At 33.7% G+C, this 16,980-nt stretch carries 14 protein-coding genes; 12 read left to right on the forward strand and 2 right to left on the reverse strand.

The features are described 5' to 3' along the window. The first annotated feature begins 56 nt into the window (after positions 1–56). Positions 57–3,002, forward strand: a complete 2,946-nt coding sequence (locus tag ADIWIN_RS13095) for a TraB/GumN family protein (RefSeq protein WP_051155466.1) — start codon at positions 57–59, stop codon at positions 3,000–3,002. 255 nt (positions 3,003–3,257) lie between these two features. Here the strand turns inward: ADIWIN_RS13095 and ADIWIN_RS13100 are convergent, their stop codons facing one another. Next, complete coding sequence (locus ADIWIN_RS13100) at positions 3,258–4,157, reverse strand: AraC family transcriptional regulator (protein WP_040757339.1); 900 nt, start codon at positions 4,155–4,157, stop codon at positions 3,258–3,260. A gap of 209 nt (positions 4,158–4,366) precedes the next feature. Between ADIWIN_RS13100 and hemA the strand changes: the two genes are divergently transcribed. The 8 genes from hemA to ADIWIN_RS13140 all read left to right on the forward strand — a co-directional run bounded on the left by hemA (position 4,367) and on the right by ADIWIN_RS13140 (position 12,167). Next, entirely contained in the window at positions 4,367–5,614 is a 1,248-nt protein-coding gene (gene hemA / locus ADIWIN_RS13105) for a glutamyl-tRNA reductase (RefSeq protein ID WP_020895119.1), read from the forward strand. Continuing rightward, positions 5,607–7,187, forward strand: a complete 1,581-nt coding sequence (gene hemC / locus ADIWIN_RS13110) for a hydroxymethylbilane synthase (protein WP_020895120.1) — start codon at positions 5,607–5,609, stop codon at positions 7,185–7,187. The genes hemA and hemC overlap by 8 nt, the downstream gene beginning before the upstream one ends. 86 nt (positions 7,188–7,273) lie before the next feature. Next, positions 7,274–7,630, forward strand: a complete 357-nt coding sequence (locus tag ADIWIN_RS13115; protein WP_020895122.1) for a four helix bundle protein — start codon at positions 7,274–7,276, stop codon at positions 7,628–7,630. A gap of 43 nt (positions 7,631–7,673) precedes the next feature. Further along, a complete protein-coding gene (gene hemE, locus ADIWIN_RS13120) occupies positions 7,674–8,702 on the forward strand; it encodes a uroporphyrinogen decarboxylase (RefSeq protein WP_020895123.1) in 1,029 nt (342 codons plus the stop codon). 73 nt (positions 8,703–8,775) lie between these two features. Beyond that, positions 8,776–9,546, forward strand: coding sequence for an EI24 domain-containing protein (locus ADIWIN_RS13125; RefSeq protein ID WP_020895124.1), 771 nt, complete (start codon positions 8,776–8,778; stop codon positions 9,544–9,546). Next, a complete protein-coding gene (locus tag ADIWIN_RS13130; protein ID WP_020895125.1) occupies positions 9,546–10,103 on the forward strand; it encodes a GNAT family N-acetyltransferase in 558 nt (185 codons plus the stop codon). Before ADIWIN_RS13125 ends, ADIWIN_RS13130 begins: the two co-directional genes overlap by 1 nt. A gap of 692 nt (positions 10,104–10,795) precedes the next feature. Further along, on the forward strand, positions 10,796–11,698 hold the full coding sequence (hemF, locus tag ADIWIN_RS21445) for an oxygen-dependent coproporphyrinogen oxidase (RefSeq protein ID WP_040757341.1): 903 nt from the start codon (positions 10,796–10,798) through the stop codon (positions 11,696–11,698). A gap of 82 nt (positions 11,699–11,780) precedes the next feature. Further along, positions 11,781–12,167: a YchJ family protein gene (locus ADIWIN_RS13140; protein ID WP_020895127.1), complete on the forward strand. Its 387-nt coding sequence runs from the start codon at positions 11,781–11,783 to the stop codon at positions 12,165–12,167. A 58-nt stretch (positions 12,168–12,225) separates the two neighbouring features. Here ADIWIN_RS13140 and ADIWIN_RS13145 read toward each other — a convergent pair whose 3' ends face one another. Next, positions 12,226–14,862, reverse strand: a complete 2,637-nt coding sequence (locus ADIWIN_RS13145) for a DEAD/DEAH box helicase family protein (RefSeq protein ID WP_020895128.1) — start codon at positions 14,860–14,862, stop codon at positions 12,226–12,228. A 75-nt stretch (positions 14,863–14,937) separates the two neighbouring features. Here ADIWIN_RS13145 and hemB point away from each other — a divergent pair, with 75 nt between their 5' ends. Genes hemB through ADIWIN_RS13155 form a run of 3 tightly spaced genes read left to right on the forward strand, consistent with a single transcriptional unit; the run spans position 14,938 to position 16,973 of the window. Continuing rightward, on the forward strand, positions 14,938–15,930 hold the full coding sequence (hemB, locus tag ADIWIN_RS13150) for a porphobilinogen synthase (protein WP_020895129.1): 993 nt from the start codon (positions 14,938–14,940) through the stop codon (positions 15,928–15,930). Beyond that, positions 15,923–16,072: a hypothetical protein gene (locus ADIWIN_RS20575; RefSeq protein WP_020895130.1), complete on the forward strand. Its 150-nt coding sequence runs from the start codon at positions 15,923–15,925 to the stop codon at positions 16,070–16,072. The genes hemB and ADIWIN_RS20575 overlap by 8 nt, the downstream gene beginning before the upstream one ends. A 7-nt stretch (positions 16,073–16,079) precedes the next feature. Continuing rightward, on the forward strand, positions 16,080–16,973 hold the full coding sequence (locus tag ADIWIN_RS13155; protein WP_020895131.1) for a hypothetical protein: 894 nt from the start codon (positions 16,080–16,082) through the stop codon (positions 16,971–16,973). Positions 16,974–16,980 lie beyond the last annotated feature (7 nt).

Here is a 16,980-nt window from a genome sequence, read left to right on the forward strand (position 1 = left end):
ACCACAAAAGCGGCTTATAATGCCAATAAAAAGAATTAGACCCTTGGTTGCAAAAATTGTATGCTAAAGAGAATGCGTATTTAATTCAAGAAAACTTATACCGCGATAGAAACTTAGATTTACTCGATTCTATTGGAGCTGGTGTCAACACTGAATTCTTCCGCGAAAACATGCTCTATATTCGAAACGAGAATATGGTAATTTCTTTAGAAAAACTTATGCCTACCAAATCTGTATTTGCAGGAGTTGGTGCCGCACATTTACCAGGAGAACACGGTATGATTAACATGTTACGTCAACGCGGTTATATCGTAAAAGCACTAACGTCGGACCAGACAGATTATAGTAAAACAGAAAAAACAAAACTCGATAGCCTTTTTGTAACACCAGAACTAAAAATGCATAGTAGTCCGGATGGATTTTTAAGCATCAATACCTACGATGAGCTTAGAGAGTTTTCTTATGGTGGACAGAAATATTATTTAGATCCAGACATGACCAATGGTGCCTATTTAACCATTAACAGAATTAGTCGTTTTACATATTTACCAAACGAAAAAGAAAATATTAGCCTTAAAGACATTGACCATTTATTGTACGAAGACATTCCTGGAGATATTATTAAGAAGGACGAATTAACCACGCCTTATCCCGGCATAAGTATCGTTAACAAAACCAAAAAAGGTGAGTTTCAGAAGTATCACATCTATGAAACCCCTTTAGAAATTATAATTATAAAATTTGCTGGTCGCAGTGATTTTGTACTCAAACATGAAGATAAGATTTTCAATTCAATAGTATTGAGAACTCCTTCAGACGACACACAACTGTTCACCTCTCCTAAGCGTAAGTTTCAAATAGATTTTCCTGAATATTATATTTCTAGCAACATGGATAACTATGGAAAGAAGCTAGTGGAAGGTCATAAAAATGGTGCTTATTATTTTGTTGAAGAAGCCGTTTTAAACGACTTAACTTATATTGAAGAAGACAGTTTTGAGGCTAAGTATTTTCACCATGCCTTATATAAAAATTACAAATTAGTTGAAGCTGAAGGTGGTTTTAAAGCAGGCGATTACAAAACGTATGAATCTAACGCCATTTTAGATGCTGACACCAACAAAAGATTATATCTAAAAACCATTGTAAAAGATGGTAGTTACTATCTGTTGGGTTATGTTGGCACAAATGAAGCCGATAAAACGGCATTTTTTAAGTCGTTTAAATTCAATAAAACAGATTACAAAGGGTTTGAAAAAGTGATAGACACATCCTTACACTTTTCGGTTAACACAAACGGAAAAGCACCTTTACCTAATCCATACAACTATAATTATAACGGAGGTAAAAAAGCTAAAGATTATGAGCAGACCATAAGCGAAGCGGTTTATTCTACTTATGCCAACGAGCAAATCTCAATATCTAGGACTAAGTTTCACGATTTACAAATGTTTCATAATGTAGATAGTCTTTGGAAAGATTTAGAAGAGAAAGTAAATTACAGAGCACGTTATTATAAAGCCGAAAAAGCATTTCATATCGCCAATCGCAAGTCGTCTAAAACCGATGATAATATTTACACTAACAGTTTTAGCTACACAGATTCTGCAAGCTCAAAACAAGTGCTCGTCAAAAATATTTTGAAAGAAGGAGTCCTTTTCGAATTAAAAACATTGGTAGATTCCATAAGCGGTCCTTCAAAATTTGTAACAGAATTTTACGAGTCATTTACACCAAAAGACACCCTTTTAGGGAAAAATGTGTTGACCGATAAAACCAAACAATTTTTTGAAGCCTTACGAGCAAAAGACAGTATTGTTTTAGAATCTTACGGTCTTATTAAATTCAAGAAACACAACAGTAAAGACATTGCTTCTATTCTGAAGGATTTTGAATTCGATAAAGAACGCTTAGAGATAAAATCGTACCTCGTAGAACAACTCATTGAAATTGACTTAAAAAACAATCTGCCTTTTATAAAGCAACTCTATCACGATAGTTATTCTGATCCACAAACTCAAACCTCTATTTTAGAAGGCTTATTAGATTCTAACACCAAAGAATCTTATAACATTGCTTTAGAATTAATGGAGCGCGATTTACCCTTAGGAAGTGTTGGTAGTATGTTTTATAATTACAAAGGCAAAGACTCTTTAGAGTTGAAAGCCTCATTGTTTCCAAAAATACTAGAGTACAGCACCATACAAGAGTACAAACAACCACTTTACACTTTACTAGCTAAGGTAAAAGACAGCGGATTAGTAAAACAAAAGACCTATAAAAAATATAAAAATCAGTTGATAAATGACGCTAAAATGGAAATAAAGCGGAATTTAGGAAGCTATAATAATTACGGTTACAATTCGTATTCTCATAATTTGGCAACCTATGTTCGACTCATTTTTCCTTATAGAAATGAACGTACAGCTAAAGATTTCTTTTCAAAATTACTTAATGTAGATGATATAAATGCCTTGGTAAAATATTATGTATTATTAACGAAGGCCAAAGAAACAATTCCGGCTCAACTTACAGAAAAGCTTATTAATGATGAAGAAAACCAATATTTACTTTTAGAAGAATTAGATGCTTCTAAATTATTAGGTAAACTAAAATCTATTGGTATTAATCAACAACAATTTGCCAAATCGAAACTTTTATCGGACGCTAATTATGAAAAAGAAAAAGATTCTATTGCCTTTCTTTTTAAGCGCGATTTTGTGACCGACAAAGGTAAAAATGCCGTAATGTATTTCTTCAAAATAGATAAGGATGATGAGTATTCTGGCAAGGTAGAAGCCTTACATTACATTTCATTTATTAAGCCAAAAGACCCAAAGCAATTGGTCGTAGATTACTATTCTGTATCTGAAAGTTATGGTACTATGGTTGATAAAACGAAAGAACTCGAAGAGCAATATACCGAAATTCTTAACCTAGCGATTTATAAAGATAGACAACGGGTTACGCCTACTGGTGGTGATGGGTATTATGATTATTAAACTCTTTTTCGTATTTTCGACTATAACAATTTAAATTTTAATCTAATGATTTCCCCATTTCAAATTATCGTCCTTTTATTAATATTTGCTTCATTAATTATTACAAGCTTAGTTTTGGCATCAAAAAACGAGATTAGATTTAATTTTTTAGTTTGGTCACTTATAATTCTGTTTGTACCTTTTCTTGGTAGCATTAGTTATTTAATTAAACATTACACTTCATCTAAGACCAATACGAATAATCTAGCAAGTTAATTAACTAGAACCCATTATATACTTCTTAGGCGTCGTCCCAAATTTCTTTTTAAAAGCGGCTATAAAATGGCTTCCTGTGCTGTAACCAACTTTTAGTCCAACTTCGTTTACATTATAATCACCAGATTCTAAAAGTTTACGAGCGACTTCCATTTTATAATCGAATAGAAAACTAAAAACCGAATCGCCATAAATCTGTTTAAAACCTTCTTTTAATTTTTTGAGGCTTAAACCTATTTCGTCAGCTAATTCTTGCAACGTTGGCGGTTCTGCCATATTGGCGATAATAATGTCTTTTGCTTTTTTTAATTTGGCCACATTGACCTCATCCACTAAAAACGGACATTGTTCAATATCGGCATCTTCACTTCGGTTAAAAAACAGACTCAATAATTCATAAGCTTTACCTTTAAAGTATAAGGGTTTAATAGAATTATTCAGGTTAAAACTGATGAGCTGATTCAAAACCACAGCCATGGATGGCGAAATTTTTCCATCCTTATAATATTTTTTATCTCTATTATCGTCCGTTAAAAACGTAACATAATTAGCATCCTCTGAAAACAAACCATGAAATTTCTTAATAGAAATCACTAAAGACACCAACCAAGAATGTGGCTGAATTTCTAAATGAATCGGCAAATCACGCTCTGGATTATAAAGCAATAAGGACGTTTCTTCATCAATATTCAAGGTATAATTGCCCTGATTAAACTTAAAAGCAGCTTTTCCTTTAGTGCAAAAATGAAACTGAATGTAGCTACTATCAATCTCACGCTCAAGAATTTCGAGGCTGTCATTTTCATTTTTATGGGTTAACACAAAAAAGCCATCTTCAATACGCGTTTCCTCAAAAGTACTTATAGCGATACTTTCTGAGTTAGTTTTTTCTAAATCCATTTCGTTATTATTTAGATTCATTCTAAACAAAAGCCTAAAAAGCCCTTGATTTTACTACAAAAGTATGATATTTATCATGTTTTAGTGAAAAACAATCCTAAAAAACCAGAAACGATACTTTAAGTTCTTCTAGCGTTGTTTTTATTTGAATATCAAAATTACATTTGCGCTGTTACTTTCCAAAGTCAGGTAAAAGAGCAAAGCAACACATGCCAAATAGAAGCAAATATTTTTACGCCATAGGTCTCAGCTATCAAAAAGCAGATGCAGAAGTGCGCGGTCATTTTAGTTTAAGTGACACGGCTAAACACAATGTATTGTCGCAAGCTAAGCAAAACGGCATCGAAAGTCTTTTAGTAGTTTCTACTTGTAACCGAACTGAACTTTACGGTTTTGCCGAGCATCCTTTTCAACTGATTCAATTATTATGTGATAACACAAAAGGTACCGTTGAGGAATTTCAAGAGGTTGCTTATGTTCATAAAAACAAAGATGCTATCAACCATATGTTCCGTGTAGGTTCTGGTTTAGATAGTCAGATTCTTGGAGATTTCGAAATTATATTTCAGCTTAAAGCTGGTGCACGAATCTCGAAAAAAGTAGGTTTATTAAATTCATTTACGGAACGTTTAGTGAATTCTGTGATTCAAGCAAGCAAACGTATTAAAAACGAAACGCAGTTATCTTCTGGTGCCACATCGGTTTCTTTTGCTTCTGTTCAGTACATTATGAATACCGTTGAGCAGATTTCTAAAAAGAATATTCTACTCTTCGGAACAGGAAAAATCGGAAGAAATACTTGTGAAAACTTAGTAAAACACACTAAGAATTCTCATATCACATTAATTAACAGAACTAAGGATAAAGCGGAAGAAGTTGCCGGTAAGTTTAACCTTGTTGTAAAAGATTACGAGAATTTAGAAGACGAAATTAACGCTTCTGATATTGTCATTGTAGCAACAGGAGCTCAAAATCCAACGGTTTACAAATCTTTAATTTCAACCGATAAGCCATTATTGGTTTTAGACTTATCGATTCCAAAGAACGTTAATGAAGACATTAGAGAACATTCTAATATCACTTTAGTGCATTTAGATGATTTAGCAAAAATCACAGATGATACTTTAGAAAAGCGAAAAGCATACATTCCACATGCTGAAGCGATTATTATAGAAATTTCAGCTGAATTTAATGCATGGTTAAATACGTTAAAATTCGTACCTACCATTCAGGCTATAAAACATAAATTAACAGATTTTAAAAATTCTGAATTCAATACACAACGCAAAAAGATGTCTGACTTTAACGAGGTTCAGGCGGAGTTGATTACCAATAATTTGATTCAGAAAATAACAAATCAATTTGCGCATCACTTAAGAGAAGATGGCAATACTTCAGATGAAAGCATAGAGCTCATCAAAAAAATATTTCAGTTAGAAACTACCGATAATGTCTAAAATAATTCGCATTGGCACACGCGACAGCCAGCTCGCTATGTGGCAAGCAAAAACCGTTCAATCTCAACTTGAACATTTAGGTCACAAAACCGTCCTTGTTCCGATAAAATCAACAGGAGATTTAGTTCTCGATAAACCGTTGCACGAACTCGGTATTACCGGAGTTTTCACTAAAACTTTAGATATCGCCATGCTTAAGGGCATTATTGATATTGCGGTTCATTCTTTAAAGGATGTACCAACCGTTTTACCTAAAGGCATTATACAAGCGGCAGTTTTAAAACGTGGAAATATTAATGACACCTTAGTTTTTAAAGACAATGAAGAGTTTTTATCAGCTAAAGACGCCATTATAGCGACAGGAAGTTTAAGACGACGTGCACAATGGTTAAACCGTTATCCAACACATACCATTGTTGGTTTGCGTGGAAACGTAAATTCAAGATTAGAAAAATTAGAAAAAAATGAAGATTGGGATGCTGCTATTTTTGCAGGCGCTGGTTTAGGACGCTTAAATATCACACCCGAAAACTCAATTAACCTACACTGGATGGTTCCTGCGCCAGCACAAGGAGCCATTATGATTACGGCTTTAGAATCTGCAGAGGAAACAAGAGAAATTCTTAAAGAAATAAATCACGAAGAAACCGAAATTTGTACGTCTATTGAGCGCGAATTTTTAAATCGTTTAGAAGGTGGTTGTACAGCACCTATTGGCGCTATTGCTTATATTAACAAAGAAGAAGAACTCAATTTTAAAGGGATTCTTTTAAGTACAGATGGTTCTAAAAAAATAGAAGTGGTTAAAGTGGTTCCACTTGGAAATCATCATAACGTAGCAGAATTCTGTGCTGATTATATCATTGGAAAAGGTGGTAAAGTCTTAATAGATCAGTTAGGCCAAGGTGACAAAATCACTAATATTTATTCTACAAAACAATTAACTAACGATCAGAAAGCAATGCTTCATGATGATGTTGTCGCTGAAAGTAACGATGATATTAAAATTAATCCTAATAGGCTTAGTAAGAGTGTTGTTCGTAACGAAATTGAGAACGTTATTATTACAAGTCAGAATACAGTAGAATCGCTACTTACAAATTTTTCGGCAGTAGAATTGCAATTCAAAAATATTTATTGTGTTGGTCGAAAAACCAAACGCATGGTAGAAAAACGTATTGGAAAAGTTAAGCATTACGAGCAATACGCTAAAGATTTAGCCGACCACATAGTTGAATTTATGGATGGTACAGAAGTGACTTATTTCTGTAGTAATTTAAGATTAGATACCATACCCGATATTTTATCTGAAAACAACATCAAAGTCAACGAAGTTGAAGCATACGAAACTAAGCTTGATGCTAAGAAAGTAGAAGGCGATTTAGATGGTGTAATGTTTTATAGTCCATCTACAGTGCAAAGTTTTTTACAACAAAATGAAGCCAAAGGTATTGCTTTTTGTATAGGTGATACAACGGCTACTGAAGCTAAAAAGTACTTTAAAGAGGTGAGAGTTGCTAAAGTTCCTTTGGTTGAGAGTGTTGTTGAGTTGGTCAACGCGTTCTATGAATAGAGCTGTTGGCTTTTGGCCTTTAGCTGTTAGCCCTCACTGTTATGAAAAGCTAAGCGCAAAATGGCTAATATCTGAAAGCTAAAAAAATGAGAAATTATAAAAACCTAAAGATTTGGGAGCAAGGGATTGAACTGGTAAAACAAATTTATGTTTTAGTAGAACAACTACCTTCATCTGAAAAATTTGGTTTAAAATCTCAGATTACTAGAGCTGCAGTTTCTATTCCTTCAAATATTGCTGAAGGTTGCGCAAGAAATAGTGAAGTAGAATTCAAACGCTTTCTAGAAATTGCTATGGGTTCACTCTTTGAAGTTCATACCCAATTAATTATTATACAAGAATTAAAATTTATCAATCCTGAAGATTTAGCAGACATTTTTGAGCTAATTGAAACTGAAGGTAGAATGATAAATGGATTAATAAATACAATCAAAAATAGCTAGAGTAAGTGGCCAACAGCCAACAGCTAAAAGCTAAAAGCCAATTATGATAAAGAACGATTTATTTTTAAGAGCATTAAAAGGTGAAATAGTAGAACGTCCACCAGTTTGGATGATGCGTCAAGCAGGACGTTATTTACCCGAGTTTATGGAAATCAAAGCGAAATATGATTTCTTTACACGTTGTCAAACACCAGAATTAGCAAGTGAAATTACAGTACAACCGATTCGTCGTTATGGAATGGATGCTGCTATTTTGTTTTCAGATATTTTAGTGATTCCTCAAGCGATGAATATTGAGGTACAAATGAAGCCTAATTTCGGTCCTTATTTACCAAATCCTATTCGTTCTCAAAAAGATGTCGATAATGTAATTGTTCCTGATGTAAAAGAAGCTCTAAACTATGTTTACGAAGCTATAAAAGCGACCAAAGAAAAACTGAATGATGAGATTCCATTAATTGGTTTTGCTGGTTCACCTTGGACTATTCTTTGCTATTGTGTGCAAGGTCAAGGTTCTAAAAACTTTGATAAAGCTAAAGAGTTCTGTTTTACCAATCCGATTGCTGCACACCAATTATTACAAAAAATTACAGATACAACCATTGCATATCTTAAAGAAAAAGTAAAAGCCGGTTGTAATGCCGTACAAGTTTTCGATTCTTGGGGAGGCATGTTGTCTCCTGTAGATTATCAAGAATTTTCTTGGCAATATATGCAACAAATTATTGATGCTTTAAAAGATGAAGCACCAGTTATCGCCTTCGGAAAAGGGTGTTGGTTTGCTTTAGATTCAATGGCAAAATCAGGAGCTTCTGCTTTAGGTATCGATTGGACCTGTTCTGCAAAAAATGCACGTTACCTTACAGGAGGAAATATCACTTTACAAGGTAATTTTGACCCAACACGTTTATTTTCGCCACCTGCTGAAATCAAGAAGATGGTGACTCAAATGATTAATGAGTTTGGGAAAGATAAATACATCGTTAATTTAGGACATGGAATTTTACCAAACATCCCTTTAGAAAACGCCAAAGCATTTATTGACGCCGTTAAGGAATACAAAGCAGACTAAGTTTAATTCTATATTATTGTAACTTAGAACACCTTTTAACGTCTTTTAAGTGTCGTCAACTAAAAACAATAATATGATCAATAACATATTAAAAGGGATCCAAGCTTATGCAGGCTCCTTCGCTTTAATTTCAAAATTAAAACTTTGGAAATACTTCGCCATTCCTATACTTATTAGTGTTGTAACCGCGGTAATGATTGGATTATCCGCTTATGGATTATCAGATAATATCGGTCGTTTTATTGCCAGTATTTGGCCTTGGGATTGGGGAAAAGAAACCTTTACTGCCATCTCAACATTTATTGGAGGCATCATCGTAATTGCCATAGGCTTAATTTTGTACAAACACATTATAATGGCATTATCTGCGCCATTTATGAGTCCGGTTTCAGAAAAAATTGAAGCGCATTTAACAGGAGTAGAACAACACAATCACAGAAACACATCGTTTAAAGACCAGCTGTGGAGAGGCATAAGAATTAATATCCGGAATTTAGCCAAAGAACTGTTAGTTACAATTCCTATTTTGCTTTTAAATTTTATCCCATTAATTGGTAATATCGCTTCGTCTGTCTTATTATTTTTAGTCCAATCCTATTATGCTGGTTTCGGTAATATGGATTATACTTTAGAACGTCATTTTAAGTATCGTGAGAGTATTCAATTTGTAAGAAAATATAGAGGTGTTGCTATAGGAAACGGTATTGTTTTTATGCTCTTTTTATTGATTCCGGTTGTCGGGGTTATTCTTGTTTTACCACTGAGTGTTACAGCGTCTTCTGTGAATACTGTAAAGCTCTTAGAAAAGGAAAAAGCTCTCAACCAAAATAGCCTCACAGTATAATGGTTGCAAAATTCGATACATTTGAAATCAATCCGATACACGAAGGAGACGCCTGGAAAATTTGTGATTTGTGTGTCCCCAATGAAGATCGACTAAAACGCTACTTCCCAAAAACTTTAGAACAGAATTTAAACCCAACCTTATCTCAACTATTTGTTGAAAAGATGGTAAAGCAGTTTGAAGAAAAAGAAACGTTTTTATTCACTTTAAAACATTCCGAAACAAGAGAACTCGCAGGACTTATTTACATCAAAGAACTCGATTGGACCATAAAACAAGGTGAATTCGCTTATTGTATTGGTTATCCTTTTGAAGGACAAGGACTGACTTCTAAAGCTATTGATAAGCTATCACAACATGCATTTAGTCATTTAGGTCTAGAAACACTTCAAATTATTGCACATAAAGACAATTTACCGAGCGTAAAAGTGGCTTTAAACAATGATTTTAAATGGGTTAAAACTTTGGCTAATGAGTTTACACCGATTGGCGAAGCGCCTTTGGATATGGAATTGTATGAACTAGTTTCTGATTCCTGTAAGGTTTCAAAAACCTGACAGGTATTTATAAAAAAGACAAAAGCTTATAATCCTGCAAGGTTTCAAAAACCTTGTAGGTATAGAAACAAAAACTTAATATGAAGTTAGAAACACTAGAAAAAGATCACTATTACCATATATACAATCGTGGTATTAATGGTTGTAACATCTACAATTCAGATGAGAACAAACGTTATTTTCTTGAGTTAACAGGAAAGTATCTAGATAAAAAAGCTAGTATTTCTGCTTATTGTCTTTTGGATAATCATTACCATCTTCTAATTTGCGTTAATTGCAGTACAAAGGAAATAACTCAAGCTTTTTCTAATCTTTTTAACGCTTATTCTAAAGCTTTTAATAAGCAAAACAATAGAACAGGAAGTCTTTTTGAAAAACACTTCAAGCGAAAGAAAATAAGATCAGAAGAATATTTTAAAACAGTTATTTGTTACATTCATCGAAATCCTTTTAATGACTGGGAAAATTATAAGTTTTCATCTTATCATTATTATTTAAAGGAAAAATCACCTCCACAACTTAAGATTGACAAAACCTATAGTTTACAATTATTTGATTATTTAAATAATTTTAAATTTGTCCATAAAGGATACAAAAATGAAGACCTACAAGGTTTTCAAAACCTTGCAGGTCTGGAAACTAACAACCTGAAAGGTCTCAAAGACTCTGTGAGTTTTAAAGAAAACAATAACATGAAAGACAAATTCTTCAAATACATTCACCAATTACAAGACACTATCACTTCTAAACTTGAAGAAGTCGACGGCAAAGCCAAATTCCAAGAAGATAATTGGGACCGACCAGAAGGTGGTGGTGGAAGAACACGCGTTATAGAAAATGGTGCTGTCTTTGAAAAAGGCGGTGTAAATATTTCTGGTGTTCACGGTAAGTTACCAGACAGCATGCAAAAATATTTTGGTGTAGAAGACGCTGATTTCTTTGCTTGTGGATTAAGCTTGGTATTGCATCCTACAAATCCAATGGTGCCAACAGTTCATGCTAACTGGAGATACTTTGAAATGTATGATAAAGAAGGTAACATCGTTGACCAATGGTTTGGTGGTGGACAAGATTTAACGCCATACTACTTATTTGAAGACGACGCCAAACACTTCCATCAAACCTGCAAAACGGCTTGCGACAAACACAACCCAGAGTTTTATCCAAAATATAAGTCGCGTTGTGATGACTACTTTTACAACGCTCACAGAAATGAAGGTCGTGGTATTGGCGGTTTATTCTTTGATTATTGCAAAGCCACAGACGAGATGAGTATGCAAAATTGGTACGATTTTGTAACTGAAGTTGGAGATAGTTTCCTGGAAGCTTATGTACCAATTGTTGAAAAACGAAAAACATTAGAATACACGAAACCTCAGCGCGATTGGCAAGAAATTAGAAGAGGACGTTATGTGGAATTCAATTTAGTGCATGATAAAGGCACTTTGTTTGGACTAAAAACTAATGGACGCATAGAAAGTATTCTAATGAGTTTACCACCACATGTACAATGGGTATACGACCACCAACCAGAAGCTGGAAGTGAGGAAGAAAAACTAATAAACGTTTTACAAAATCCAGTAGATTGGATTTAATTTAAATGGAATAGACCTGTCAGGTTTACTGTTTGACCTAGCAGGTTTTTCAAACCTAGCAGGTCTCTAAAAAATAGCAACAATGAATTGCCATTGCGGAAATACCAAAACCTACCAAGAATGCTGCGAAATATTCCATCGCAACAACGGAAAAACAGAAACCGCAGAACAGCTCATGCGCTCGCGCTATAGTGCTTTTGTTTTAGCGGATGGCGATTATTTAATGGCAACACATCACAGCTCTACACGACCAACAAAAGAGAAAAAAGCGATTGTAAAATGGGCAAAATCTGTTCAGTGGATACGACTCGAGGTTCTAGAAACCACAAAAGGAACTGAGAACGATACAGAAGGCACGGTAACCTTTAATGCTTACTTTTTTGAAAATGGAAACGTAGATGTCATCCATGAAAAATCAGCTTTTGTAAAAGAGAATGAGCAATGGTTTTATTTTGGCTTAAGTAATTAAAAACTAAACAAGGACTTATAGACCTACAAGGTTTTGGAAACCTTGCAGGTATAATTAATCACTTCCAAACCATAACCTCTTTGGTTACTTCCTTAAACGCATTATACACATGAAACAATCGTGCCTTTAATAGCAGCTTTCTTCCTTCAACGCTTCGTGTAAATAAAAGTTTGCTTTTCCCTAAATATGATTTCCAGTGTTTTTGAAACACTATCGCATTTTCCTTTTTATCACCAAATAATTCTGGGATAGGATAAAAATTTTCTACATCTAAACGTTTTCTGAAAAGATTCGTTTTTATAATTAAATATCTTGGTGATTCTATAGGTTCTAAAAGCTCACTCAAGGCTTTGGCGAATAAAGAATTTTCTAGCGCATTAGCACCAACCAAATTACAAACCACATCACCTTTACCTAATACATAAGAATTCACACTAATATTAGCTCTACCTGAGGTGATATAACCCAATTCATCCAAAGTATCGAGAATGGCTAATCCCATTTTTCCAATCTTTTTATAGAGATAACCATGACGTATAAATAGTTTTAAAGCTTTCAACAGTTTATAGCCAAATACACCAACAAAGGCTGCTAAAAGCGCATATATAAAATAAAAAACACCACGTTGTAAGATGAGGTGAAAACTTTGGGCAACAAACTCAACATAAAATAGCATCATGGTAAAAAACAATTCCACCACAAAAAAGCGAAGCGCATCAAAATAATAGACTTGTTTTTGAGCTTTAAAAGGTCGTTTTCCTGAATGTAAAATTTTGACCTCTTTGGTTAGTTTAGTTCCTTTTCCGATGGCATTATTCCATTTTTCAGTAATTAAAATACGTTTTGTCGCTCGTTTTATCGTAGAAGCATTTAACGTTTCTATGGATTCTGTTGGAATTTCATCTGGAATATTTAACCGCTCAAAACCATTCGAAATAAATGGAATTGTACTATTAGTAACACCTACAAACGCTTCAAAGCGTCGCTTTAAAGTATCAACCTCTTTTCCACCATCTAAAGCGGTTGGATCTACACAAGCCAAATGCCAAATGTTTCCGGTTTTGTTAGGCGCCTTTACATCTTTCCGGATTGCTCTGCCACGCATTTGATTGGACGACACAAACGAACCGATAAAAGAGGCCAGAATTAAACTGTTTATAGATGGCGCATCCCAACCTTCGCCAAGCAAGGATTTTGTACCAATGAGCACTTTAATGTTTCCTGCTTCAAAAAGTTGCGTAATGACACTTACAATCGAATTTTTAGATATTCCTTTTGGTGTTACCAATAAAAATGATGCATCAATTTGTAATGGCGAAAACGAAAAACCATCTAAAGATTCAATCGTTTCAAAAGCACTTAAAATAGATTGATGAAGGATAACAATGCTACCAGAAAGCACCGCTAATTCTTCAGGCTTATCACAAAAATGTCTTATATATTGAAAAATAGGAAGCACACCAATTTTATCGATGTCTTCTATTTCTTCAACTTTAATATTTAAAAATTCCTTTCGGATATAATCTGTTAGAATCACACATCTTAAATCGGCTTTTAGACTTTTACGTTCGGCATTAACAATACTGACAATACTTTTTAATTTACTAGGACTGTTTGAGAGTGACTTATATAGTCGCTGTTCGCCAATAAAATCGACTGTATTCCGTTCAAAAACATGAAGTCGTCTTAGTCGTTTTTCTAAAGTTGAAACGTACTTTTCTTGCTCAATTAATTGTTCTCTGTCTGAAACTAAGATGTTCTGAAACAAAATACCAAGCCAATGCAAATCGAGTTCAGGAAACTGAATCATTTCTTGTTTATCAAACCCTAAAACTTCTAGTTTTTGATGATCTATTTCAAAGCCACAGGCATACAAAAAGATGAGAATCGCAGAAAAATATTCGGTATTTGAATAGAGTTCATCCAAATGCCAATTCGGGTTTTTATAAAAACGATGTTCAATTAGAAAGTTAATGAAGGTTTGGTCTTTTAATAATTCGTCTTTAAAATCGGCAATATTCCGTCTATAATCGACGATAAAATTTATCTCTAAATCTTCAGGTTTTGAGAAATAGACAAAATCTTGATGTGGACTCAAATCTTTTTCGCGCACCAAATCTGGCACTGCAATTTCATCATCGACTTCGCCACAAAGGGTAAAATATTTAGACACCTCTGCTCTACTGCTATCGTAAGGTGGTGTTGCGGTTAATGACACTATGTAAAACTGAGAATTCCGTTTTAAATCCATTAAGCAATTCCACCACGCATTTTTTAAATGATGGGCTTCGTCTAAAACTAAAGTTTCAATATTATGGCTTTTGAAGAATTGGTAATAGTCATTTTTATCTTCAAAAGTTTTATAAAATGCATGAAGCGATTGATAGGTAGAAAACGTGATATCGCTTGGGGATTTAATATCGAATGAATAGGGTTTAAAATCACAATTTTCAGTAAAAAAGGATTGTAATCGGTCTTCCCACTGATTTCTTATGGTCAACGTTGGCGCAAGAACTAATGTTTTCTTTCCTAATTTTCTAACGATTTCTAATCCTAAGATGGTTTTCCCTGAACCTGGAGGCGCAATAACATGAAAATGATGGTCTTCAATATGACTATTAAAATGCTTTAAAAGTTCAGCCTGATAACTTCTCCAAGGAAAAATAAATTGTAAAAGTCTTAGGCTTTCTAGCAATATAAAATGGGTTATAATGAGTAACTTTGTAGGCATTAAAAGTAATCAATATTAATCTTATTTTAGTCCATTATTATGTATCCTATAAAAAGAAACAGACGTTTAAGAACAAACGAAGCTATACGCTCTTTGGTTCGTGAAACTATTATTTCACCAAACGATTTTTTAGTACCACTTTTCGTGGTTGAGGGGAAAGGTGTTAAGGATGAAATTCCTTCTATGCCAAATTACTATAGGTTAAGTATAGACACACTTCAAAAAGAAGTAAAAGAACTATGGTCTTTAGGTTTAAAATCCGTTTTACTTTTTGTTAAAGTTGACGACAAATTAAAAGATAATAAAGGTACAGAAGCTTTAAATCCAAATGGATTAATGCAACGTTCCATAAAAGCAGTTAAAGACGCATGTCCAGGGATGTTAGTTATGACAGATGTAGCTTTAGATCCATTTTCTTGTTATGGTCACGATGGAATTGTTGAAAATGGTATTATTTTAAATGATGAATCTTCAGAAGTATTAGCAAAAATGGCATTAAGCCATGCAAAAGCTGGAGCCGACTTTATTGCACCTAGCGATATGAATGATGGAAGAACTTTACAAATTCGTCAATTACTAGAACAAGAGGGTTTTAAAAACACAGGTATTATGGCTTATACAGCAAAATATGCCTCATCGTTTTATGGTCCTTTTCGCGATGCTCTCGATTCTGCTCCAGTTGATTTAGTTGACGTGCCAAAGGACAAAAAAACGTACCAAATGGATTATGGTAATAGAATAGAAGCTGTCAGAGAAACCTTAATAGATATTGAAGAAGGCGCAGATATAGTTATGGTAAAACCAGGGCTATGCTATTTAGATATTGTACGCGATATTAAAAACAAAGTCGATGTGCCTATTGCTGTATACCAAGTTTCTGGAGAGTATTCCATGTTAAAAGCTGCAGCAGAAAAAGGATGGTTAGACCATGATGCTGTCATGATGGAACAAGTGACTGCTATTAAGCGTGCAGGTGCCGATATTATTGCGAGTTATTTTGCTAAGGATGTGGTTAAAATTATAAATGGATAACAAAAAAATTTGTGATTGTATTACAGGAGAAGATAGCTTGAGTATTTTAGGCTATTTTAAAGATAATAAAACCTTGATTACATTTATAGAACGCATTTCTCAATACGGCGTTCCTAGTACTAATATTATATTAGAAAGTTAGGTAACCTATGAAATACAATTGGAAAATACAGATAGCATTTATAATCTTGGCTTTGTTTTTTAGTTGCAAAGACCAGAATCAATCAAAAATTAAAGAATCATCCGTTTTTGAAATTCACTCTAATGAAGATTCTTTAAACAGTAGAGATAATGAATTTGCGGATTATCCTATCAACGAAATTCATTCAAACTTTAGAACGTCTTATAAAGACTCTTTAGATTTACTTCGTTTTTGGAGAAAATCAGCCTTTTCAACATTAGATACCATAAATGCTGACTTTTCAAATTTAAAAATCAAAAAATTATTATCCGATTATTCTGACGGAGATAAAGGTATCACTGTAGGTAGAGTTTATACCTCGCCAGATAAACTGTTTAAAATAGTTGTTGGACGTGGAGAATCTTGTGGTGCATACTGTAATCCTTATTGGGTTTCAGAAATTGTATTAGCAAATGGACATATCTTTAATAACTTAAATTTTACAGATATTGAAAATATTTATCTAATGCCTGATGGAAAATATCTAATAAAGGAAAAAAGCTATGGCAGACCAGCAGCTGTTTATTCCGAAACAACAACATCGGCGACTCTAATATCATTTGAAGGTAATAAAATAAATTATCACCGATTTGATTATAATTACCCTAAATACAACGAGATTCAAAACGACAGTATTTATAATCCAAGCGGGAAACTTTCCTTGTCTCAAGAACATTTTATTGAAACAGCGCAATATCTAACTTTTAACAACAGCTCAAAAAAACTGTCATATGGTTATGCCACAGATTTTTCTTATTGCTGTCAAATTGATTCAATATATGCTTACAAAGGAGAATTTGAATATAAAAACGGGAAATTTGTGCATTTAACTGAACAAAAAAATCATATAGAAGTAGATTAAAATCTTC

This window comes from Winogradskyella psychrotolerans RS-3 (assembly GCF_000427335.1).
Taxonomy (GTDB): Bacteria; Bacteroidota; Bacteroidia; order Flavobacteriales; family Flavobacteriaceae; genus Winogradskyella; species Winogradskyella psychrotolerans.

Bases quoted from the DNA above. Each gene is read 5' to 3' on its own strand.
- hemB (WP_020895129.1), top strand. From the start codon at position 14,938: ATGTATCCTATAAAAAGAAACAGACGTTTAAGAACAAACGAAGCTATA.
- ADIWIN_RS13140 (WP_020895127.1), top strand. From the start codon at position 11,781: ATGAATTGCCATTGCGGAAATACCAAAACCTACCAAGAATGCTGCGAA.
- ADIWIN_RS13125 (WP_020895124.1), top strand. From the start codon at position 8,776: ATGATCAATAACATATTAAAAGGGATCCAAGCTTATGCAGGCTCCTTC.
- ADIWIN_RS20575 (WP_020895130.1), top strand. From the start codon at position 15,923: ATGGATAACAAAAAAATTTGTGATTGTATTACAGGAGAAGATAGCTTG.
- ADIWIN_RS13155 (WP_020895131.1), top strand. From the start codon at position 16,080: ATGAAATACAATTGGAAAATACAGATAGCATTTATAATCTTGGCTTTG.
- ADIWIN_RS13130 (WP_020895125.1), top strand. From the start codon at position 9,546: ATGGTTGCAAAATTCGATACATTTGAAATCAATCCGATACACGAAGGA.
- ADIWIN_RS13100 (WP_040757339.1), bottom strand. From the start codon at position 4,157: ATGGATTTAGAAAAAACTAACTCAGAAAGTATCGCTATAAGTACTTTT.
- hemE (WP_020895123.1), top strand. From the start codon at position 7,674: ATGATAAAGAACGATTTATTTTTAAGAGCATTAAAAGGTGAAATAGTA.
- hemF (WP_040757341.1), top strand. From the start codon at position 10,796: ATGAAAGACAAATTCTTCAAATACATTCACCAATTACAAGACACTATC.
- hemC (WP_020895120.1), top strand. From the start codon at position 5,607: ATGTCTAAAATAATTCGCATTGGCACACGCGACAGCCAGCTCGCTATG.
- hemA (WP_020895119.1), top strand. From the start codon at position 4,367: ATGCCAAATAGAAGCAAATATTTTTACGCCATAGGTCTCAGCTATCAA.
- ADIWIN_RS13115 (WP_020895122.1), top strand. From the start codon at position 7,274: ATGAGAAATTATAAAAACCTAAAGATTTGGGAGCAAGGGATTGAACTG.